This window comes from Azospirillum sp. (assembly GCF_035627195.1).
Lineage (GTDB): Bacteria > Pseudomonadota > Alphaproteobacteria > Azospirillales > Azospirillaceae > Azospirillum.
Window position 1 is genome coordinate 1 of sequence record NZ_DASPMG010000023.1, and the last position, 18,337, is coordinate 18,337.

The 18,337-nt window shown below is 70.4% G+C and carries 15 protein-coding genes; 9 read left to right on the top strand and 6 right to left on the bottom strand.

Translation table 11 applies throughout. The features are described from left to right. Nucleotides 1-201 precede the first annotated feature (201 nt). Entirely contained in the window at nucleotides 202-1,383 is a 1,182-nt protein-coding gene (locus VED21_RS01420; RefSeq protein ID WP_324880520.1) for a hypothetical protein, read from the top strand. 25 nt (nucleotides 1,384-1,408) lie between these two features. On the opposite strand, the gene VED21_RS01425 is transcribed toward VED21_RS01420, so the two are convergent. After that, a complete protein-coding gene (locus VED21_RS01425; RefSeq protein ID WP_324880521.1) occupies nucleotides 1,409-4,129 on the bottom strand; it encodes an EAL domain-containing protein in 2,721 nt (906 codons plus the stop codon). A gap of 256 nt (nucleotides 4,130-4,385) precedes the next feature. Here VED21_RS01425 and VED21_RS01430 point away from each other — a divergent pair, with 256 nt between their 5' ends. Further along, nucleotides 4,386-4,949, top strand: a complete 564-nt coding sequence (locus VED21_RS01430) for a gamma carbonic anhydrase family protein (protein WP_324880522.1) — start codon at nucleotides 4,386-4,388, stop codon at nucleotides 4,947-4,949. On the opposite strand, the gene VED21_RS01435 is transcribed toward VED21_RS01430, so the two are convergent. The 3 genes from VED21_RS01435 to VED21_RS01445 form a co-directional block, all read right to left on the bottom strand. Beyond that, on the bottom strand, nucleotides 4,950-6,014 hold the full coding sequence (locus VED21_RS01435) for a tartrate dehydrogenase (RefSeq protein ID WP_324880523.1): 1,065 nt from the start codon (nucleotides 6,012-6,014) through the stop codon (nucleotides 4,950-4,952). It lies immediately after the preceding gene. An 83-nt stretch (nucleotides 6,015-6,097) separates the two neighbouring features. After that, on the bottom strand, nucleotides 6,098-6,781 hold the full coding sequence (locus VED21_RS01440; RefSeq protein ID WP_324880524.1) for a hypothetical protein: 684 nt from the start codon (nucleotides 6,779-6,781) through the stop codon (nucleotides 6,098-6,100). Between the two features lie 152 nt (nucleotides 6,782-6,933). Beyond that, entirely contained in the window at nucleotides 6,934-7,101 is a 168-nt protein-coding gene (locus tag VED21_RS01445) for a YdcH family protein (protein ID WP_324880525.1), read from the bottom strand. A 354-nt stretch (nucleotides 7,102-7,455) separates the two neighbouring features. Between VED21_RS01445 and fusA the strand changes: the two genes are divergently transcribed. From fusA to VED21_RS01470, 5 genes are all read left to right on the top strand, one after another. Then, nucleotides 7,456-9,600, top strand: coding sequence for an elongation factor G (gene fusA / locus VED21_RS01450; protein ID WP_324880526.1), 2,145 nt, complete (start codon nucleotides 7,456-7,458; stop codon nucleotides 9,598-9,600). A gap of 116 nt (nucleotides 9,601-9,716) precedes the next feature. Then, nucleotides 9,717-10,721 (top strand): threonine/serine dehydratase, encoded by a 1,005-nt coding sequence (locus VED21_RS01455; RefSeq protein WP_324880527.1) that lies wholly within the window; start codon nucleotides 9,717-9,719, stop codon nucleotides 10,719-10,721. A gap of 143 nt (nucleotides 10,722-10,864) precedes the next feature. After that, entirely contained in the window at nucleotides 10,865-12,718 is a 1,854-nt protein-coding gene (locus VED21_RS01460; RefSeq protein WP_324880528.1) for a thiamine pyrophosphate-dependent enzyme, read from the top strand. After that, the gene (locus VED21_RS01465) at nucleotides 12,715-13,332 is read left to right on the top strand and encodes an indolepyruvate oxidoreductase subunit beta (protein ID WP_324880529.1); all 618 of its coding nucleotides are present in this window, start codon (nucleotides 12,715-12,717) and stop codon (nucleotides 13,330-13,332) included. Before VED21_RS01460 ends, VED21_RS01465 begins: the two co-directional genes overlap by 4 nt. 130 nt (nucleotides 13,333-13,462) lie before the next feature. After that, nucleotides 13,463-13,840, top strand: a complete 378-nt coding sequence (locus VED21_RS01470; protein WP_324880530.1) for a cupin domain-containing protein — start codon at nucleotides 13,463-13,465, stop codon at nucleotides 13,838-13,840. Between the two features lie 7 nt (nucleotides 13,841-13,847). On the opposite strand, the gene VED21_RS01475 is transcribed toward VED21_RS01470, so the two are convergent. Together VED21_RS01475 and VED21_RS01480 are read right to left on the bottom strand one after the other, a co-directional pair. Then, a complete protein-coding gene (locus VED21_RS01475) occupies nucleotides 13,848-15,488 on the bottom strand; it encodes a Na/Pi symporter (RefSeq protein ID WP_324880531.1) in 1,641 nt (546 codons plus the stop codon). A gap of 8 nt (nucleotides 15,489-15,496) precedes the next feature. After that, nucleotides 15,497-16,189 carry a hypothetical protein gene (locus VED21_RS01480; protein ID WP_324880532.1) on the bottom strand — a complete coding sequence of 231 codons (693 nt, stop codon included), beginning with the start codon at nucleotides 16,187-16,189 and terminating at the stop codon, nucleotides 15,497-15,499. 219 nt (nucleotides 16,190-16,408) lie between these two features. Here VED21_RS01480 and murI point away from each other — a divergent pair, with 219 nt between their 5' ends. Both murI and VED21_RS01490 read left to right on the top strand, forming a co-directional pair. Further along, the gene (gene murI / locus VED21_RS01485; RefSeq protein ID WP_324880533.1) at nucleotides 16,409-17,260 is read left to right on the top strand and encodes a glutamate racemase; all 852 of its coding nucleotides are present in this window, start codon (nucleotides 16,409-16,411) and stop codon (nucleotides 17,258-17,260) included. 107 nt (nucleotides 17,261-17,367) lie between these two features. Then, nucleotides 17,368-18,267 (top strand): PRC-barrel domain-containing protein, encoded by a 900-nt coding sequence (locus VED21_RS01490; protein WP_324880534.1) that lies wholly within the window; start codon nucleotides 17,368-17,370, stop codon nucleotides 18,265-18,267. Nucleotides 18,268-18,337: the final 70 nt, after the last annotated feature.

Below are 18,337 nucleotides of genomic sequence, written 5' to 3' on the forward strand. Positions count from 1 at the left end.
GCGCCTTGTCGCGGTTGGAGAAGGCCTCGCCCGCCTTGGGCTGGCGGCGGTCGGCGGTGTCGGTCTTGCTCATGCCCGTTCTCCGTGCTTGATGGGAACATAACAAGAACGGTTGCGCGGCGGGAAGGTTCCCTGCCCAAGGCGCGGGGCTTCTGTTAGAGTGCAAAGCGTGGGCTGGGGCATTCCCGGGGGGAGCAAGCGGTGTCCGACGTGCAACGCGTCCGCGAGGCGATCGAGGTCGCCCGCCGCCTGAAGGGGGCGTGGGACGCCGACGCCGTGGCCGCGATCATGGACATCGCCGACCCGCACCTGCCGAAGCCGCTGGAGCGGCGGGGACCGGCGGGCGTCGTGGCGCTGGGCGGGCTGCCGCCGCTGGCAGGGCGCGAGCGGCTGGCGCCGCTGGTGGCGCCGGCGGTCGTGGGCGCGCTGCTGCCGGCGTTGCGGGACGGGCTGGTGGAGGGGCTGGGGCAGCGTACCCCGTCGACGGAGCGGCCCGACCTGATGGCGTGTGCCGACGCCTTCGCCACCTTGCGGGCCTGGATGGCGTGGCGGCAGCGCGAGCCGGAGGTCCAGAAGCTGGGCGTCGACATAGGCAAGGCGATCCTGCTGAGCGCCAAGGCCAGCCTGCGGTCGATGCAGCGGCTGCTGGAGAGCGACGACGTCCCCGACCTGAACGCGCTGTCGATGGACCTGCTGCGGCTTGAGGGGCTGCGCTGGTTGGCCGAGGTGATGCGCGACGCGAAGGTGCAGGGCGTCCTCACCGAACTGTCGCGCCGGCTGGCCCGGCTGAGCCTGACGCGCGCCGCCGCGACCATCGAGGCGTTCGTCAAGACGCGCGACCTGATCACCCTGTTCGACAACGCGCTGGTCATCTCGCAGGTCGACAACCTGATCGTTCTGGCGCAGCGCGTCCTGGATGCCCAGGAGGCGGGGGAGGAGGAGGTGACGGCCTTCGTGCCGACCGGCGACGAACGGGCGCTGGAAGCGCTCACGGTGGCGTTGGGGCGGCTGACCGATGCGCTGTTCGCGCTGGCCCGTGGGGCTGCCGGCAAGCCAGGCAAGGCCGAAACCTTCTTCCCCAGCCTGGTGCGGCAGATCGATTGCCTGTTTCGTTTCACCGCGCACCTGCGCCACAGCGCCCGCCCGGCCGTCATCGACGGCATCGAGGAGCGTGTGCGCGGCAACCTGCGCACGCTGGCCGCGCAGGTCGCGGGTGCGGTTCAGGAGGCCATCGGGAACGCGGGAAGCGATCCGGCTGGGCTGCGCGCGGCGGTCGCCCAGGCGCGTGAGCTGGGCACCATGCTGGAGAGGCACGGGCTGGTGGCGGAGTCCGGCCTGATCGCCGTGCGCATCCACGCCGCGCGCAAGGCGACGCCGGCGTGACGGTCCTTCCGGCGGGAAGGATGGATCACACCGCCGCCGCCATCTCCTCCACGCCCAGCAGCGCCTCCAGGCTTGCCAGCGGCATCGGGCGGGCGAGCAGGTAGCCCTGGACGAGGTCGCAGCCGGTCTGGCGCAGCAGGGCCAGCTCCTCCTCGCGCTCCACGCCCTCGGCGGTCACCTTCAGGCCGAGATGCTTGGCCATCGACGCCACGGCGTTGACGAGTCCGGCCAGCTTGGGGTCCTGGTCCATGCCGGCGACGAAGGATCGGTCGATCTTCAGCTTCCCGAAGGGGTAGCGTCGCAGGTAGGCCAGGGAGGAATAACCGGTGCCGAAATCGTCCACGGCGATCGGAACGCCCATGTCGGACAGCGCGCGCAGCACCTCGCCCGCCTTTTCCTCGCCGGCCAGGAAGATGCCCTCCGTCACCTCGACCTCCAACGCGTCGGGCGGCAGGCGGTGGCGGCCCAGCGCGCGGCGGAGGTGGTCGAGCATGTCGCGGTCGGCGAGGTCCTTGGGGCTGACGTTCACGGCGATCGGGAACGGCCGGCCCAAGCCGTCGCGCAGGCGGGCGGCGGCGGCTGCCGCCGCCTCGACCACCCAGCGGTCGATCTCCTGCACCAGCCCGGCGGCCTCGGCGACCGGGATGAAGACGCCGGGCGGCACGTAGCCCTCGCCGTCGCGGCGCCAGCGCACCAGTGCCTCGGCACCGACGAAGCGGCCGGTGGCGACCTCGGCGAAGGGCTGGAGGTGCAGTTCCAGCGCGTCGTTCTCCAGCGCGTCGCGCAACGCCACCTCCAGCTCGAAGCGGCGGCGCGCCTCGGCGTCGATGGACTGCTGGAAATGGCGGAAGGCGTTGCCGCCCGCCTCGCGGGCGCGCAGGGCCGCGCTGTAGGCGGCCTTCTCCACCTCGATGGCGTCGGTGCCGTCGCGCGGGGCGAGCGCGATGCCGACGCGCACGGTGACGCGCAGCGCCGCGCCGTCCACCTCGATGGGCTGGGCGGCGGTCCACAGGATGGCGTTGGCGAGGCGGTCGATCTCGGCCGCGTCGCCCGGCTGTGCCCGGATGACCAGAAATTCATCGCCGGTGATGCGCGCGACGGTGTCCGTCTCCACCGTGACGGCGGCGAGGCGGGTGGCCAGCGCGGCGATCACCGCGTCGCCCGCCGCCTGCCCCAGCGACTGGTTGATGCGGGCGAAGTTGTCGGTGGCCACGTGCAGCACGGCAACCGTCCCGTCCTCGACCAGATGGCGCTGAAGCCGGTCGTGCGCCAGCGTGCGGTTGGGCAGGCCGGTCAGCGAATCGTAATTGGCGGCGCGGTCCAGCGCCAGCTCGAACCCGCGCTGGAGGGTGATGTCCTGCTTGAGCGCCAGATAGCTGATCGTGTGGCCGGATTCGTTGACGACGGGGGAGATCGTCAGCCGTTCCCAGAACAGCGACCCGTCCTTGCGGCGGTTGCACAGGTCGCCGTTCCACGGCTGGCCGGTGGCGAGGCGCCCCCACATCTCCTGGTACACCGACGGCGGCGTCAGGCCGGAGCGCAGCAGGCCCATGTCGCGGCCCAGCAGCTCGTCGCGCTCATAGCCGCTGACCCGGCAGAAGGTGTCGTTGACGTAGACCATGCGGCATTCGGTGTCGGTGATGACCACCGAGGAGGGGCTTTGCTCCACCGCCACGTTGAGGACGCGCAGCGACCGCTCGGCTTCGGCCCGGCGCGCCACCTCGTCGCGCAGGAGGCGGCGCGAGCGGGCGCTGTGCCAGAGCGCCGCCGACAGGAGGAGGATTATGGCGGTGGCGGCGCCGGCGGCGGCGAGCGGGTAGCGCACCAGCACGTCCTGGAAGGCGAAGCGGACGGTGGCGTAAGGGCCGAGGCGCAGGCTGCGGAACAGCTCGTCCACCGCCTTGTAGCTGAGCGGCACCGCCCAGCCGTGCAGGCCGGCGGCGCGCGCCGCCTCGCTGTCGGCCGGCAGGTTCAGCAGCGCGATCAGCACCTCGCGCGCCAGCGTGTCGGGCGTGCCGGTGACCTGCGCCAGCGGCCATTCCGGGTAGAGCTTCGTGCTGAGCGCGTAGGGGTAGCCGGGCTCCCGCCGCTGGTTGAGCACCTTGAGGTCGGCAAGGCGGATCTTGCCCTGCGCCGCCATGGACTCGATGAGGTCGGAGCGCACGAAGCCGGCGTCGGCCCGGCCCTCCAGCACGCCGAGGACGACCGCCTCGTGGTTGCCGGTCTCGGCGATGGAGCGGGCCGCGTGGCGCAGGTCGATTCCCTGTTCCAGCGCCTCGCCCGCGTGCACCTGCCAGCCGCCCAGGCTGGAGCGGTCGGGGATCATCAGGGCCTGGCCGCGCAGGTCGCGGTAGCTTTCCAGGTCGCCGCGGCCGGCCCGCGCGATCGCGGTGCCGCCGAAGCTGTCCAGCGGGCCGTCCGCACCGTGCAGCCGGCGCGTGGCGATGCGGGAGACGCCGCCGGTCAGCTCCAGTTCCGCGTAGTGGCCGGTGTTGGTGATGACGAAGTCGAGCGCGCGGTCATGGACGGCGTTCGTCAGCTCGTCATACCCCAGGGGCACGATGCGGACGGTGCGCGGCGCCAGCCGTGCTTCGAGGTAGGCGGCGTGGGCGCCCCACTGCGCCTGCGCCGCGTCGACGCCGCGGTAGGCGAGGACGCCGATGCGCACCGGGCGCGCGTCCTCCGCACCGGCGACCGCGAGGGACGGCCACAGGACGAGCAGCAGAAGGACCAAGGCGCGGTGCACGATCGTTCTTGTCATTGCCGTTGCATGGCCGTTGGTCATCGCCGGGGGCCGGCGCGGCGAAGCCTGACGGGCCGAAAGACCCATCTCATTGCATGGGCAAGGTCGCACGGAAGCCGCGCCACTTCAATCGGAGAAGTCCCGAGTCACGATAGTTGTGACACGAAACTTTAAGCGAAGAAGGGGTGATTTCCCGGCGGCTCCGCTATGGTCGCTGCGGGGATTGCCTTAGGTGCACGTATCAGGAGGACGAGACAGAATGACGAACGCAGGTTCCCAAGCCGCCGACTTCGCCGCGCGCTTTCCCGGCGCCATCATCCGGCCGTTCCGCGGCGTCTGGCCGCGCATCGCCGACGGCGCCTTTGTGGCGCCGGGCGCGGCGGTGATCGGCGACGTGGAGATCGGGGCGGAATCGGGCGTCTGGTACGGCTGCGTGCTGCGCGGCGACGACCATTCGATCCGGGTGGGCGAGCGCACCAACATCCAGGACGGCACCATGGTGCACGTCACGCTGGAGGAGCACGCCACGGTCATCGGCTCGGGCGTCACCATCGGCCACGGGGCACGGCTGCACGGGTGCACGCTGGAGGACGGCTGCCTCGTCGGCATCGGCGCCATCGTGCTGGACGCCGCCGTGGTCGAGCGGGAGGCGATGGTGGCCGGCGGCGCGGTGGTGACGCCGCGCAAGCGCGTGCTCTCGCGCCAGCTCTGGGGCGGCAGCCCGGCGCGCTTCATGCGCGACCTGACGCCGGCCGACATCGAGTTCCTGGCCTTCGATGCCGGCCACTACGTCAAGCTGGCGCGGGAGTACCGGGAGGGCTGATCAGCCCTTCGCCACCACGTCGGCGATGGCCTTGCCGACGTCGGCGGTGGTGGCGGTGCCGCCCATGTCGGGGGTGCGGGGGCCGTCGGACAGCACCGTCTCGATGGCGCCCAGCACCGCCGCCCCCGCCTGCTCGTGGCCGAGGTGCTCCAGCATCATGGCGCCGCACCAGATCTGGCCGATCGGGTTGGCGATACCCCTGCCGTAGATGTCCGGGGCGGAGCCGTGCACCGGTTCGAACAGGGACGGGAAGGCGCGCTCGGGGTTCAGGTTGGCGCTGGGCGCGATGCCGATGGTGCCGGTGCAGGCCGGGCCCAGGTCCGACAGGATGTCGCCGAACAGGTTGGAGGCCACCACCACGTCGAAGCGGTCCGGGCGCTGCACGAAGTGGGCGCAGAGGATGTCGATATGGAACTTGTCCCAGCGCACGTCGGGATAGCTCTTCGCCATCGCCTCCACCCGCTCGTCCCAATAGGGCATCGTGATGGAGATGCCGTTGGACTTGGTGGCCGAGGTCAGGTGCTTCTTCGGCCGCTTCTGCGCCAAGTCGAAGGCGAACTTCAGGATGCGGTCGACGCCCTTGCGGGAGAAGACGGATTCCTGGAACACGACCTCGCGCTCCGTGCCTTCGTACATGCGGCCGCCGACGGAGGAGTACTCGCCCTCCGTGTTCTCGCGCACCACGTAGAAGTCGATGTCGCCCGGCTTGCGCCCGGCGAGCGGGGAGGGGATGCCCGGCATCAGGCGCACCGGGCGCAGGTTGACGTACTGGTCGAACTCGCGCCGGAACTTCAGCAGCGACCCCCACAGCGAGACGTGGTCGGGCACGGCGGCGGGCCAGCCTACGGCGCCGAAGTAGATGGCGTCGTGCGTGCCGATCTGTTCGCGCCAGTCGTCCGGCATCATCCGGCCGTGCTTGAGGTAGTAGTCGCAGCTCCAGTCGAAATGATCCCAGCGGAAATCGATCCCGAACCGGGCCGCCGCCGCGTCGAGGACGCGCAAGCCCTCCGGCACCACCTCCTTGCCGATTCCGTCGCCGGGAATCACCGCGATCCTGTGCGCCATCGTTTCCTCCGCAACGCTGTTGGTTGCCGACAGGAAAGCGGAAACGGGCGGCGGAGGCCAGCGGTGCGTGCGCGGGGCTGCTCCTACGCCGCGTCGCGGGTGGGTTCCTCGCCGATGGCGCGGACGTCTTCGAAGGGGATGGCGCGGAAGGCGGGGCCGGGGCCGTCCGGGCTGTGGCCCAGCGCGGCGCTGAAGACATGGTATTTGGCATGCGCGCGGTCGATGCCGACGATCTCTCCGGTCACCTCCACCGGGCGCCAGTCGTGGTCGTTGGTGACGACGCGGATGGGATCGCCGATGGACAGCACCGGTTCGATGCCGTGCGCCGCCGCCCAGGCGGCGACCAGCCGGTCGTGCGCCAGCAGCAGTTCGTAGGTGTAGTCGTCGAGGACGGCCGCCACCGCCGACTCGTCGGGGCGGCCGAAGTCGGGTTGGCCGAAGCGCCGGGCCAGTTCCGCCGCGATGGCGGCGCCGTCGCGGCGGTGCCGCGTCACCAGCATGATCTGGGCGGCCAGCGCCTCCGCGTCCACGGCGTTCGCGGCGTTCACGGCGGCGGCGGCGATTCGTTCGGCGAGGACGCGCGCCGCCAGCGCCCGGACGACGGGCAGGGACAGCGGCGGTCGCTGGTGGGGACTGGTGCCGGCGATGGCGAAGCGATCCAACTCGGCGGCGGCGCTCAGGGCGCGCTGGATCTCGGTGCCGGTCCGGGGGGCGATCCGTGGTGTGTTCCGGGGGCCGCGGGCGGCGGGGGAAGGCCGGGCGTCCATGCCGCGTCTCCGTGCTGGGGAGGCTTGTACAGGACGTTATTCGTACACATATAGGTTAACGAAAGTTCACCGTGTTGCCGCCGGAACGGCCGGCTGTGCGGAAGAGGTATGTCCGTGGCGGGAAGGGTCCCGCCACGGAACGGTGTGCGCGCTCAGGCGGCGAGCATCTGGTCGATCTCTTCCTTCACCCGCAGCTTCTCGGCCTTCAGCTTCGACACGGCGACATGGTCGTAAGCGGGGTGCGCCTCCTCCTGGCGGATCTTTTCTTCGAGGTCCGCATGCCGCTGGCGCAGCGCAGCGATGTGCGATTCTTTGCTCATTGATTTGTCCTCCTTGGAGTGATACCCAGCACGGTATCCCAAAGCACAACACAGATCATCCGGATAAGTTGACCCGGAAAAGCTGGCCCGGAAACGGTGCTCAGCGTGGATGACACGACGGTATGAATGTGATATGTGCTGCCGCCGCCGGAGGCATCGCCGACGGCGTCATCGCGCCTTGCAGACCTCCGTGGGCGAAAGCCCTGCGGGGGCCAGTGGGGTCTGTTGTGTTTGATGGATTGTTCATAACGTCGTAACCAACACCCCGTAGAAGTTCGCAACCCTGACGCTGCCGGAGCGGACGCCGACCGTTACGCTTCGCGTGCCGCTCTACACCTGGAATGGAACCGCTTCATGCCGCGCCAAACTCCTCTCGCCGACATCCGCAACATCGGCATCATCGCTCACGTCGACGCGGGTAAGACCACGACGACGGAGCGCATCCTGTACTACACCGGTCGCAAGCACACGATCATCGACGTCCACGAGACCAAGGATCTCAAGACCTCGACGACGACCGACTACCTGGAGCAGGAGCAGAAGCGCGGCATCACCATCCAGTCGGCCGCCGTTTCCGCGTTCTGGCGCGACAAGAAGATCAACGTCATCGACACCCCGGGCCACGTGGACTTCACCATCGAGGTGAACCGCAGCTTGCGCGTGCTCGACGGCGCGGTGGTGGTGTTCGACGGCGTCGCCGGCGTGGAGCCGCAGTCGGAGACCAACTGGCGCCTCGCGGACAACTACAACGTGCCGCGCATGTGCTACGTCAACAAGATGGACCGCTCGGGCGCGAACTTCCGCCGCTGCGTCGGCATGATCCGCGACCGCCTGAACGCCCGTCCGCTGTGCGTGCAGGTTCCGCTGGGCTCGGAAGACAACTTCCGCGGCATGGTCGACCTCGTCGAGATGAAGGCCTACGTCTGGTTCTCCGACGACAAGGACGCCAAGTGGGAGATCTGGGAGGTCAACGAGGAAGAGCTGATCTCCAAGCTGGGCCTGAACGTCAAGGAAGACCTCGACAACATCGAGAGCATCCGGACGCTGCGCCAGGAGCTGATCGACACCTGCCTCGAGCAGGACGAGGAGGCCATGGAGGCCTACCTGACCACCGACGAGCCGCCGTCGGCCAACGTCCTGCGCGCCTGCCTGCGCAAGGGCACCATCGCCGGCGCCTTCACCCCGGTCCTGTGCGGTTCCTCGTACAAGAACAAGGGCGTGCAGCAGGTTCTGGACGCCGTCGTCGACTACCTGCCGGCGCCGACCGACGTGGCCGCCATCGCCACCGTGGACCAGGACGGCAACCCGAACGGCGAGCGCAAGTGCTCGGACGACGAGCCGTTCTCGGCCCTGGCGTTCAAGGTGATCAACGACACCTACGGCTCGATGACCTTCATCCGCGTCTACTCGGGCGTGCTGACGAAGGGCCAGTCGGTCATCAACGCGACCCGCGGCAAGCGCGAGAAGATCGGCCGCATGGTCGAGATGTTCGCCAAGGAAGCCCATCCGCTGGAAGAGGCCCGCGCCGGCGACATCGTGGCCCTGGTTTCGCTGACCGAGACCGAGACCGGTGACACCCTGTGCGACTCCTCGGCCCCGGTGATCCTGGAGCGCATGCGCTTCCCGGATCCGGTGATCAGCGTGTCGGTCGAGCCGAAGAACAAGGGCGACCAGGAGAAGTTCTCGATCGCGCTGGGCAAGATGGTCCGCGCGGATCCGTCGCTGCGCCTGGAGACCGATCGTGAAACCGGCCAGACCATCCTGCGCGGCATGGGCGAGCTGCACCTGGAAGTGACGCTGGACCGCATGCGCACGGAGTTCGGCGTGGAAGGCAACATGGGCAAGCCCCAGGTGGCCTACCGCGAGACGATCACGCAGAAGGTCGAGTACACCTACACCCACAAGAAGCAGACCGGCGGTTCGGGCCAGTTCGCCGAAGTCAAGATCATCTTCGAGCCGCTGGAGCGCGGTGCGGGCTTCACCTTCAAGGACGAGACGGTCGGCGGTTCGGTGCCGCGCGAGTACGTGCCGTCGGTCGACAAGGGCCTGCAGATGCAGAAGGAAGACGGCGTGCTCGCCGGCTATCCGACGGTGGACTTCAGCGCCCGCCTGGTGGACGGCAAGTACCACGACGTCGACTCGAACGCGCTGACGTTCGAAATCGCCGCCAAGGCCTGCTTCCGCGAGGCGCTGCCGAAGGCCGGCCCGATCCTGCTGGAGCCGGTGATGAAGGTCGAGGTCGTGACGCCGGAGGATTACCTGGGCGACGTGATCGGCGACATCAACCGCCGCCGCGGCATGATCCTGGGCCAGCTGGAGCGCGGCACGAACATCGCCGTGGAAGCCAACGTGCCGCTGAACGAGATGTTCGGCTACATCGGCCAACTGCGCGGCATGACCTCGGGCCGTGCGTCGTACACCATGGAGTTCAGCCACTACGAGCCGGTGCCGCGCAACGTCACCGAGGAAATCGTGGCCGGCCGCGCCAAGGCCGCCTGATCTCCAGCACACGTCTAAAGGCGACGGCCGGCGGAGCGATCCGCCGGCCGTTTCTTTTTGTGGCTCCCGCGCGCGCCCGTGCCATCATGCGTGCACATAACAACGGGAGAGGGACCATGGATGCAGACACGCCCGCCATCACCATCGCCGACGTCGAGGCCGCGGCGGAGCGGCTGCGCGGCGTGGCGGTGACGACGCCACTGCTGGAGAACGCGCAGCTCAACGCGCGCGCCGGCGGGCGCGTGCTGCTGAAGGCGGAGACGCTGCAGCGCTCCGGTTCCTTCAAGTTCCGTGGCGCCTACAACCGGCTGAGCCAGCTTGACGCCGCGCAGAGGAAGGCGGGGGTGGTGGCGTGGTCGTCGGGCAACCACGCGCAGGGGGTGGCCGCGGCGGCGCAGATGCTGGGCGTGCCGGCGACCATCGTCATGCCGTCGGACGCGCCCACGCTGAAGATCGAGAACACGCGCGGCTACGGCGCCGAGATCCGGCTGTACGACCGCTGGACCGAAAGCCGCGAGGAGATCGCCATGGGCATCGCGCGCGAGCGCGGCGCCGTAACCGTGCCGCCCTTCGACGACCCGCACATCATGGCCGGGCAGGGTACCGTCGGGCTGGAACTGGCGCGGCAGGCGGAAGCCGCGGGCGCGCGGCTCGACGCCGTGCTGGCGCCGTGCAGCGGCGGCGGGCTGATGGCCGGCCTCTCCACGGCGGTGAAGCACAGCCAGCCGCAGGCCGAGGTCTACAGCGTGGAGCCGGCCGCCTTCGACGACATGGCGCGCTCGCTGGCGGCCGGCACCCGGCAACGCAACGAGGGCGGGGCCGTGTCGTTCTGCGACGCGCTGCTGACGCCAACGCCGGGTGAGCTGACCTTCACGGTCAACCGCCGCCTGCTGGCCGGCGGCCTGTCGGTGACCGACGAGGAGGTGAGTGCGGCCATGGCCTACGCCTTCTCCGTGCTCAAGCTGGTGGTGGAGCCGGGCGGGGCGGTGGCGCTGGCCGCCGTCCTGTCGGGCAAGCTGCCGACCGAGGGGCGCACGATCGCCGTGGTGCTGAGCGGCGGCAACGTCGACCCGGCGACCTTTATCCAGGCGATCGGCGTCGAGGCTACTGGCCAGGGGTAGGTCATGGTGCAATGCGATACATTTGGGGCGCGACAAAGGCGCCCAGGTGTATCGCCTTGCTTGACGGGGCTTCCAATCGTTCGGTAACAAAGCCAATTCCCCGATTGAAATGGGGACATTGTGTTGCCGAAGGAGAGGGCCCTTTGAACGCTACTGTCGCGGTGCCGGCGCCTCGCCGGCTGCTGCTGTCCGGCAACGAGGCGATCGCGCGCGCCGTGTGGGAAGCCGGGTGCCTCGTCGCCTCCGCCTATCCGGGCACGCCGTCCACGGAGATCCTGGAGAGCCTCGCCACCTATGACGGCATCGACGCCCACTGGGCGGTGAACGAGAAGGTGGCGTTGGAAGTCGCCATCGGCGCCTCGCTGTCGGGTGCCCGCGCCTTCGCCGCGATGAAGCACGTGGGCCTGAACGTGGCGTCGGACGCGCTGATGTCGCAGACGCTGGCGGGCGTGAAGGGCGGGCTGGTCATCGCCGTGGCCGACGACGTGGGCCTGTCGTCCTCGCAGAACGAGCAGGATTCGCGCTACTGGGGCCGCTTCGCGCACATCCCCGTGCTGGAGCCGGTGGACAGCCAGGACGCCTACGCCATGGCGCGCGAGGCCTTCGCCATCTCCGAACGGTTCGAGGTGCCGGTGCTGCTGCGCCTCACCACGCGCATCTGCCACGTCAAGGCGGTGTGCGAGGTGGGTGAGCGGGAGGAGCATCCGGCGACCGGCTTCGTGCCGGACGCCAACCGCTGGGTGCTGGTGCCCTCCACCGCCAAGCGGCGCCTGCCGGCCTTCTTCGAGCGCGACAAGGCGCTGGCCGCCTTCACCGAGACCGCACCCTTCACCGAGGTGTGGGCGGGGTCGGACAAGCGCGTGGGCTTCGTCTCGTCGGGCACGGCGGCGCTGGCGACGCGCGAGGCGTTCCCGGACGCGCCGCTGTTCCGCCTGGGCTTCTCCCACCCCCTGCCGATCGAGCGCATCCGCGCCTTCGCCAAGACCGTCGACACGCTGGTGGTGGTCGAGGAGACCGAGCCGCTGGTCGAGCGCGAACTGGCGGTGGCCGGCATCAAGGCGCACGGCAAGGACATCCTGCCGGTGATGGGCGAGCTGTCCGCCCCCATCGTGACGCGCGCCGTGCGCGCCCTGCTGGGCGAGGCGGAGCCGGAGGCGGCGGGTTCTGCGGCCATCGAGGTGTTCCCGCGCCCGCCCACCATGTGCGTGGGCTGCCCGCATCTCGCACCCTTCACCGTGCTGTCGCGCCTGCGCAACGACATCATCGTGGCCGGCGACATCGGCTGCTACACGCTGGGCGCCATGCAGCCGTGGGGGGCGCTGGACACCTGCATCTCCATGGGCGCGTCCATGGGCACGGCGCTGGGCATGGCGAAGGCCAAGGCGGCGGCGCACGAGGGCAAGGCGATTCTCGCCACCATCGGCGATTCGACCTTCCTGCACATGGGCATGCAGGGCCTGCTGGACATCGTCTATTCCAAGGCGAACATCACCGTGCTGCTGCTGGACAACCGGGCCGTCGGCATGACCGGCGGGCAGGACCACCCCGGCACCGGCCGCGACATCAAGGGCGAGGAAGCGCCGCGCGTCGACTTCCGCAAGCTGGTCGAAGCCTTGGGCGTGCGGCCGGAGCGCATCCGTGTCGTCGACCCGCACGAGTTGCCGACGCTGTTCAAGGCGATCACCGAGGAGATCGAGCAGCCGGAGCCGTCGGTGATCATCACCGACCGTCCCTGCGTGCTGACCGATTGGCAGACGCTGAAGCCGGCGCTGAAGGTGCTGGACGACGTGTGCAACGGCTGTGCGGCCTGCCTGAAGACCGGCTGCCCGGCCATCCTGACCACGAAGCGCGAGCGCAAGGAGCTGCCGAACGGCCGCCACCGCGACCTTGCCTGGGTCACCATCGACAGCACCGCCTGCACCGGCTGCGGCCTGTGCCTGGCGTCGTGCGCGCCCAAGGCGATCGTGCCGGCCAAGCTTTCGGAGATGCTGCAATGAGCGACACGGTCACCAACGTCCTCGTGGTGGGCATCGGCGGGCAGGGCGTGCTGACCGCCACCGAGGTGCTGGCGGAAGCGGCGCTGGAGCTTGGCTTCGACGTCAAGAAGACGGAAGTGGCGGGCATGGCGCAGCGCGGCGGCTCCGTCACCTCGCACCTGCGCTTCGGGCCGAAGGTGCTGGCCCCGGCCATCGCGCCCGGCGAGGCCGACCTGCTGCTGGCCTTCGAGCCGGCGGAGGCGCTGCGCTGGGCCTCGCACCTGCGGCCGGGCGCCACGGCGGTGGTCAACACGCTGCGCGCCATCCCGCCGGTGGTCTCGTCGGGCCTGTTCCGTTACCCGGACGACCCGCTGGCGTCCATGCGCACGCTGCCGATCCGCGTGCTGTCGCTGGACGCGTCCGGCATCGCGCGCGAGGTGGCGGACGTGCGGCTGACCAACACGGTCATGCTGGGCGCCGTGTCGGACCTGCTTCCGCTGGGAGCCGAGCGGCTGCGCCAGCGGGTGGAGGCCCGCTTCGCGCGCAAGCCGAAGCTGCTGCCCGCCAACATGGAGGCCTTCGACCGCGGCCGTCAGGCGGCGGCGGAACTGGCGGCGGAACGCGCGGTGGCGTGAGGGGGCGATGTTGGGTTTTCGCTGGCGCTCAACCCAACCTACAACGGAGCCGTAGGTTGAGGCCAAAGCCGAAAACCCAACATCGATTGCCTGTGGTACTCTGTTCGTCAAACGAACAGGGAGGACCACCATGAGCGAGATGAAGTTCTCGGTTAGCCATGCCGACGATTCGCCGTTCCGGCACGACGGGCTGCGCCCCTTCTTCGAATACCGCGACCTGGGCATCCGCGAGGCGACGGGCGGCAAGGTGAACGCGCACGTCATCCGCGCCCGTCCGGGCGACCCGGCGCCCGGCGGCTGGCACACGCACGCGCTGGATTTCCAGTTGGTCTATGTGCTGAAGGGCTGGGTGAAGTTCGCCTACGAGGGGCAGGGGGAGGTGGTGCTGCGCGCCGGTTCCTGCGTGCACCAGCCGCCGGGCATCAAGCACGTGGAGATCGCGCACTCCGATGACCTGGAGCTGATCGAGATCACCATGCCGGCGGAGTTCGAGACGAAGGGGGCATGAGGCACGCTCAATCCGCCGCCGCGGCGAGGGCCGCCGGCTCGGCGACGGTGTCGTACGGGCCGCGCAGCAGCAGGGCGTAGCGGCGGATCAGCCAGACCAGACGCTCGAACAGCGTGGTTTCGGCGAACAGCGCCTGCTGGACGGCGGCGGGCAGGCCGGGGTCGGCGCGCATCAGGGCGGCGCGGATGCGCTCCATCAGCTCGCCGCGGTCGCCGGCGATGGTCAGCAGCAGGCCGGTGCCGTCGGGATCCGGATCCTCGGCGGCTTCGGCGAGCGTGAGGAGCAGCGCGTGCAGGCTCTCCACCATGTTGCCGGTCAGCGGGTGGGCGCGGGCGTCGGCGGGGCTGCCGCCGATCAGCTCGGCCAGTTCGAAGACACCGTCGTTGAGCGCGGCGAGGACTTCCAGCCGCGTCTTCAGGCGGATGCCGCGCTCCAACTCCTCGCGGGGAAGGGCACCGTCCAGCAGTTCGGTCTGGAAGCTGTCGACGGCGCGGGCGACGGACGTGACGGCTTCGTGCAGCACGCGGGAGGGGATGGGCGTGGCCGTTTCGGGTTCGGCGCGCACGCCGTCCAGCGCGTCGGGCAGCAGGCGCAGCAGGCGGGCCTGCTCCTTCTCCACCAGCGGCAGGGCGGATTCGGCGTCCATCAGCGCTTGGTCGAACAGGTAGTGCGGGCGGGCCACCTCCTCCGCCTTCGACGGCGGGGCGAGGCGGGCGAGGAAGCGTTCCAGAGCGCCGTAGAACGGCAGGAACAGCAGCGCCGGCACGATCTGGCAGAGCAAGAACACCCAGGCGACCCGCTCCGGCACGTCGTCGACCATGTGCTCCAGCAGGTGCAGGAGCATCGGGCGGCCGGTCCACGCCTCCGCCTCCAGCAGCGGCAGCAGGATTGCCACGCCCACCGCCTTGAACAGGATCTGGAAGAGGCCGAACTGGCGCGCCGTGCCCTCCAGGTTGCCGGCCATCAGGAAGGTGGTGAGGCCGGAGCCGAGGCTGGCGCCCAGCACCACCATGACGGTCTGGTGCTCCCCCATCAGCCCGGCCATGGCCATGGTGACGGCCAGCATGGAGACGGTGGCCGAGGACTGCGCCACCATGGTGATGACGGCGCCGATCAGCAGGAGCAGCGCGTCGCTGGACGCGGCGAAGCGCAGCGCCGACTGCACCCACAGGACGTCGCGCAGCGGCAAAGCCCCGGTCTTCATCAGCTGCAGGCCCAGGAACAGCGTGCCCAGGCCCAGCAGCGCGCCTATGAGGTGGCGCCAGCGCGCGGACTTGTCGAGGTCGAAGTAGAAGCACATGCCCGTGGCGCCCAGCAGCCACAGCACCGCCAGCCGCAGGTCCAGCACCGTCAGCAGCACCAGGGCCGAGGTGCCGAGGTTGGCCCAGCCGACCAGCGGCAGTGCGGCGCGCACGCCGATGACGCCGGCGGTGATCAGGTTGATGACGATGAAGGTGGCGGCGTTGGTGCTCTGCGTCAGCACGCCCAGCACCGTACCGGCGAAGGCCGCCGGCACCGGGTGGCCGGTGGCGCGCGCCATGATGGCGCGCACGCGGCGACCGGCCATGTGCTGCAGGTTGCGGCCGATCAGCTTGACGCCGACGAAGAACAGGCCCAGGCCGCCGAACAGGGTGGCGAAGATCTCCACGCCGCGCCTCAGCCCCGCCGCCCGCCGGCGCGCAGCAGGATGATGCCGATCAGCGCCAGCCCCACCAGCATGCCGGTGATCGCCACGGTGCGCAGCGTGGCCGTGCGTTCGGCCGCCGCCGTGTCGATCTCGGCCTGGACGGCCGTCAGGCGCTTGCGGGCGGACTCGGCCAGCGCGTCGATGGTGTGGTCGAGCGGGCGGTCGATGCCGCGCACCTGCGTGTCGACGGCGAAGGCGCTGGCCGGGTTGGCGGCGTCGTAGCGCGCCAGCGCCTCCCGGTAACGGAGGCCGAGGGTGCGGTGCGCGGTGCGCACCTCGTCGATGGCGTTGACGTCGAGGCCGAGCGGGGCGGCCATGCCGGACAGCGACTCCAGGTGCGCGGCCACGCGGCGCTCCTGCGCCTCGAAACCGGCGACGTAGCGGTTGAAGTCGGCCGGGGCGGCGCCGCGCAGCAGGGTGTTCTTCCACTCCTGCACCTGGATCTTGAAGGCGACCTGCGCCTCGCGCGCGACGTCCAGCGCGTTGACGAGGCGGTGCAGCCGCTCGTCGTCCGCCACCGCCGCGTCGCGGTCCATCTGCATGGCGAACAGGCCGATCAGGCTGTTGACGATGAACACGGCCATCAGCGCGCCGGCCAGCGCCACCAGCGAGCGCCGCCTGCCGCCGGCGCCGAACGCCGGCCGTTGCGTGGTGTCGACCATCCCCCTGCCTCCGTCGATGCCCCATCACGCTTGCGACGATGCCGGGGCACTGTCTTGTACGCCAGCCATGATGACGGTTTGGTGACGGTCGCGGCGAATTCCGCCGGTTGACGGCGCGGCGCGCTTGGCTTAGCCCACGGCTTCGCATCTTCTCACACCCGCGCCGGCCGGTGTTCGGCCAGGATCGGGCGGGTATTCCGTTGCAGGGGACTTCCTTCGGTGATCGGCGTCTTCGATTCCGGGCATGGCGGGCTGACGGTGTTGCGGGCCCTGGTGGACGCGGCCCCCGGCCGGGGCTTCGCGTACCTTGGCGACCACGCGGCCGCCCCCTACGGCCGGCGCAGCGACGAGGAAATCTACGCGCTGACCGTGCTAGGCGTGGAGCGGCTGTTCGCGCAGGGCTGCGGGCTGGTCGTGCTGGCCTGCAACACGGCCGCCGCCGTGGCGCTGCGCCGGCTGCAGCAGACCTGGCTGAAGGGTGCCTATCCGGGGCGCAACGTGCTGGGCGTGCTGGTGCCGGTGGTCGAGGCGATCACCCGGGTGCCGTGGATGGTGGAGGCACCGCCCGCCGACCTCCTGCCGGAGCCGCGCACGGTGGGCGTGTTCGCCACGGTGCCGACCGTGCACTCCGGCTCCTTCCCGCGCGAGATCGGCAAGCGGGCGCCGGACGTCACCGTGGTGCAGCAGGCCTGCCCCGACCTCGTCCCGCTGATCGAGGAGGGGGCGCCGGACGAGGCCATCCGCCCGGCCGTGCACGCCTATGTGGACGCCCTGCTCCAGCAGCTTGGCGGACGGCGGCTCGATTCCGTGGTGCTGGGGTGCACGCACTATCCGCTGGTGGCGCACCTGTTCGCACAGGTCCTGCCGGAGGGGGTGGAGGTGCTGTCCCAGCCGGCGCTGACGGCGCGCTCGCTGGAGCATTACCTGGAGCGCCATCCCGAGTACGCGCCGCCGCCCGGGCCGGAGCCGGCCGCCCCCGTTTTCTTCACCACCGGCGACGCGCGGCGGGTGAGCGAACTGGCCGGCCGCTTCTTCGGACACCCGACGCCGTTCCGGACCATCGCCGACTGACGGCTTCGAAGCCTCCCTTCGCGGCCCCCCTTCGCGGCTGCGGGGAACCGCCGGCTTGGCCGTGCTGTTCATCATGCACGGATCATGCGAGCCGGAGGGTGAGGCCGATGCGGTCGAGGCGTCTTGTTCTGTCGTTTGCTGCCGCGCTGGCCCTGTCGGCGCCGGCCCTGGCCCAGCAGCCCTGCGGGGAGCCGTTGCGCACACTCGACCAGCGCACGGCGGCGCTGGAGGCCGGCGGCGTGCCGGGGCCGGCGCTGACCGAATCCGAGCGCGGCGCCCTGCGCGGCATGCGCCAGGCGGCCGAGCGGCTGCAGCAGGCCGGCAACGCCGAGGGCTGCCTTGCCGTGGTGCACGACGCGCAGGCGCTGATCCGCAGCGTCGAGCGCCCGCAGGTGCTGCCGGTCGACGACCTGGACAAGGTCACGCTGCAAAGCGCGCAGGGCGAGAAGGTGGGTGAAATCGGCGAGGTGATCGTCGATCCCAACACCGGGCGCATCGCCTACGCCGTCGTCGACATGGGTGGCTTCCTCGGCATGGGCGAGCGGCACGTGCCGGTGCCGTGGGCGGCGTTCCAGCCCGGCCCGGAGGGGCAGGGGCTGGTGCTGAACGCCACGCGCGACCGGCTGACCGCCGCGCCCCAGTTCAGCCGCGACAACCGCCCGAACATGTCCGACCGGCAGTGGGCGGTGGCCGTGCACACCTATTACGGCGTGCCGCCCTACTGGGTGCAGGGGGCTGCCGCCTACGCCGCCGAGACGCAAGGGCAGGCCATGCAGAACGCCGACACCGCGCGCCTTCAGCAGGAGGTGCAGCGCCTGTCGCAGGAGGTGCGGCGGCTGAACCAGGACTTGGCCCAGGCACGCGCCGGTCAGCCGCAGTCCGGTCAAGCGCAGTCTGGGCAGCCGCAGTCCGGGCCGCAGTCCGGGCCGCAGCCCGACGCCGCCAGCGGCGCCAGCCAGCCCGGCCAGCCGGCCCCGGCCGGCGAGGGCACCGGGACGTCCCAGTGAAAGACGAACGAATCCGGCATTCGAGGAGGCGAGCCATGGCGCAGAGCAGCCACACCGACGACCCCGACCG

Bases quoted from the DNA above. Each gene is read 5' to 3' on its own strand.
- VED21_RS01490 (WP_324880534.1), top strand. From the start codon at position 17,368: ATGCGGTCGAGGCGTCTTGTTCTGTCGTTTGCTGCCGCGCTGGCCCTG.
- VED21_RS01440 (WP_324880524.1), bottom strand. From the start codon at position 6,781: ATGGACGCCCGGCCTTCCCCCGCCGCCCGCGGCCCCCGGAACACACCA.
- VED21_RS01470 (WP_324880530.1), top strand. From the start codon at position 13,463: ATGAGCGAGATGAAGTTCTCGGTTAGCCATGCCGACGATTCGCCGTTC.
- VED21_RS01435 (WP_324880523.1), bottom strand. From the start codon at position 6,014: ATGGCGCACAGGATCGCGGTGATTCCCGGCGACGGAATCGGCAAGGAG.
- VED21_RS01430 (WP_324880522.1), top strand. From the start codon at position 4,386: ATGACGAACGCAGGTTCCCAAGCCGCCGACTTCGCCGCGCGCTTTCCC.
- fusA (WP_324880526.1), top strand. From the start codon at position 7,456: ATGCCGCGCCAAACTCCTCTCGCCGACATCCGCAACATCGGCATCATC.
- VED21_RS01465 (WP_324880529.1), top strand. From the start codon at position 12,715: ATGAGCGACACGGTCACCAACGTCCTCGTGGTGGGCATCGGCGGGCAG.
- VED21_RS01455 (WP_324880527.1), top strand. From the start codon at position 9,717: ATGGATGCAGACACGCCCGCCATCACCATCGCCGACGTCGAGGCCGCG.
- VED21_RS01445 (WP_324880525.1), bottom strand. From the start codon at position 7,101: ATGAGCAAAGAATCGCACATCGCTGCGCTGCGCCAGCGGCATGCGGAC.
- VED21_RS01480 (WP_324880532.1), bottom strand. From the start codon at position 16,189: ATGGTCGACACCACGCAACGGCCGGCGTTCGGCGCCGGCGGCAGGCGG.